2 protein-coding genes and 1 pseudogene are annotated in these 1300 nt (G+C 43.6%); all 3 read right to left on the bottom strand.

Annotated elements, in window-relative coordinates:
• On the bottom strand, positions 1–175 hold a 175-nt coding region (locus L5M18_RS23155), incomplete at its 3' end, for a transposase (protein ID WP_263148818.1).
• A gap of 270 nt (positions 176–445) precedes the next feature.
• Positions 446–694 (bottom strand): heavy-metal-associated domain-containing protein, encoded by a 249-nt coding sequence (locus L5M18_RS23150; RefSeq protein ID WP_263198719.1) that lies wholly within the window; start codon positions 692–694, stop codon positions 446–448.
• Positions 695–1092: 398 nt separating this feature from the next.
• Positions 1093–1300 (bottom strand): annotated as a pseudogene (locus L5M18_RS23145) (IS3 family transposase); the annotation flags it as partial.

Here is a 1300-nt window from a genome sequence, read left to right as displayed (position 1 = left end):
TTGGTGTGCCACCCTGGCGTTCTAGTTTTAACTGTCTCACCCATTTATCCATAGTGGACTTACCTACGTTCATCGCCTTTGCAGCTTCGATGATGCTATGGTTTTTATCGAGGACTAATTGGGCTGCTTCAAGTTTGAATTCAGCACTAAATGTTTTTCTGGTTGTCGATCTCATGTGTTCACCTAAAGTCATCTACGAGGTAATAATATCACCTCTATTTAGGTGGCCAAAATTAGTGTGCCACTACATACAGAGTCAGACCATTATATTGGCGGTGATATTACATTTTTGGAAACAAATTCAATTACTCTGTCCTTAAATTATATCCATTTATAACTCGTTATGGGCGGATAAGCAGCACCTCTGTTACTAGGTGCTGCTCTCCTAAGAACCGTACATGCAACTTTCACTGCACACAGCTCAAGCCTCCACTAAGGTGCACTGTCAATTGGCGGTATTTTGCGACTTGCTGCTTCTATCTACACTGCAACAGGTTGACTCAGGTTTGGCCGGATATCCAATTTCCTCCAGAGTGTCGAGTATTTCGTCTTGCGATTGGCTGCTTTGTACATTGATACTACGGCTGGAGAGATCTGCTGTTACGACTGCATCGGCGTCCAATTCCTTTATTGCACGGTTGATCAAGCCAAAGCAGTGGTTGCAGGTCATATCGGTAATTTTTAACGTTAACATCGTAAATCTCCTTTGCTAAAGTGGGCAGCTAAAATTCTGCACCTTGCTACAGGGAGAAGGTCAAGGCTTATTTTCTGTGATGTTACCCAGTACCAGTTGTGCCCAAATGGCACAATGTGAGCAGGGGTCGCCAGTGCTGCAATCTGATAGCTACTGCAGTACTTTTGCTGCATTTGCTGTAGCTCACTGCTCTTCCCTTTAATGCTGCAGCTGTTTGACTTTACGGCTTTCCCGCTCTAGATCGCACCAGAGCTACAGTAAGGATAAAATGTCATCTAATGCCCCCCCTATCTTCTGGCGCGAGCTATAAACTCCAACAGTTGTAATTGCTGAAAGTTATACAGTAGCTGGCTTTAGTGCGGTGTTTTTCAAGGTAGTTGGCACTCTTTACTTAAATTTTAAGCTGCATTTCTTGTTTCAGTTTCAGACTCTTTTTCTGGGTTCAACACTACCTCACCGATAACGTCACAGTTCCTTATACCGTTTGGCCAGCGTTTAGGGTTTCTTGATCTTGCTTCTTCTAGTACCTCCTTACGCTTAGATAAAATCGCTTTATCTTGCATCGCATGTCGCTCACTCGGTGATACAAAATTGAGCTTACTGTGC

Origin of the sequence: Shewanella sp. SM20 (genome assembly GCF_025654545.1) — a bacterium.
GTDB lineage: Bacteria > Pseudomonadota > Gammaproteobacteria > Enterobacterales > Shewanellaceae > Shewanella > Shewanella oncorhynchi.
The sequence above is the reverse complement of the archived record's forward strand: the minus strand, read 5'-3'. Positions and strand labels throughout refer to the sequence as shown.